This is a genomic window from Streptomyces sp. NPDC127084 (genome assembly GCF_042724175.1).
Lineage (GTDB): Bacteria > Actinomycetota > Actinomycetes > Streptomycetales > Streptomycetaceae > Streptomyces.
In genome coordinates this window covers 2,306-3,183 of record NZ_JBHXFA010000285.1, presented here as the reverse complement: position 1 = coordinate 3,183, position 878 = coordinate 2,306, and the positions used below count along the sequence as shown (strand labels likewise).

Genomic DNA, 878 nt, shown 5'->3' with positions numbered 1-878 from the left:
ATGGGCTTGTGTTATAAGCGCCCGCGGTGGGTCGCCGAGAGAGTCGATCGGGGGCGGTTCCGTTGTGGCGACGGACCGCCCTCACTTTTTATTTGTGAGGCTTCATATTGCCGTGTTGAGACCCTGCCGAGCTTGGTACAGGTAACCAAGTGCGAGACCGAGGTGTTCGTACTCGTCATGTGAACCGGTGGCCGCCGTATGAGCTGCTGCGGTCTCGATAGCTGCTTGGGCCAGAGCCTGCGAGCAAGGCCTTGAGGGCGACGCGGCCAGACTGTACGCCTGTAGGGCGGCGGCGATCTCGTCGTGACCTGCGGTTTTCGGCAATGGAGTAGGCCCCGCAGGACCTAGTGCCGCCAGCAGCCATCCGCCGCCCGCCAGCGCTGAGCGCAACTCATCGGTGATCTCGGAGGCGGTTAGACGTGCCGTCACAAGACTTCCTCGTCTCTTCCGGACCGGGCGGAGCACCCTTCGGGGGCACTCCGCCCTTGAGTATCAGATCAGCGGGGTGGAGTAACGCAGCTTCCAGGAGCCGCTGAGGACGTGCTGCGTCACCTCAACAACGCGCCCCTCTGCGGTACGGCCGATGTGGGTGATCGACAACACCGGTGTCCCGGCGTCCAATCCCAGAGCATCAGCCTCGCTGGAGGATGCGCTGCGCAGTTCCACGTCCTCGGTGGCCTCTGTCTGCTCGAACCCAGCATCACGCATCCGGCTGATGATGCCGCCAACCCCTGTGTTCACCTGCTCGATGCCAGAGGCTTGGGCCACATCAGCGGGGACGAACGTAGTCGCCAGTTGAATCAGGCGCTCCCCGTCGAACATTTGGCGCGCGCGTACGACCACTTCGCCGGCACTGCCCAGGACGGCAGCGACCTCGG

General features: G+C 64.0%; 1 protein-coding gene. It reads right to left on the bottom strand.

The genetic code is table 11. The features are described from left to right. Window positions 1-492 precede the first annotated feature (492 nt). Window positions 493-878, bottom strand: a 386-nt coding sequence (locus ACFWI9_RS33175) for a UTRA domain-containing protein (RefSeq protein WP_387168709.1), incomplete at its 5' end; no start/stop codon positions are given.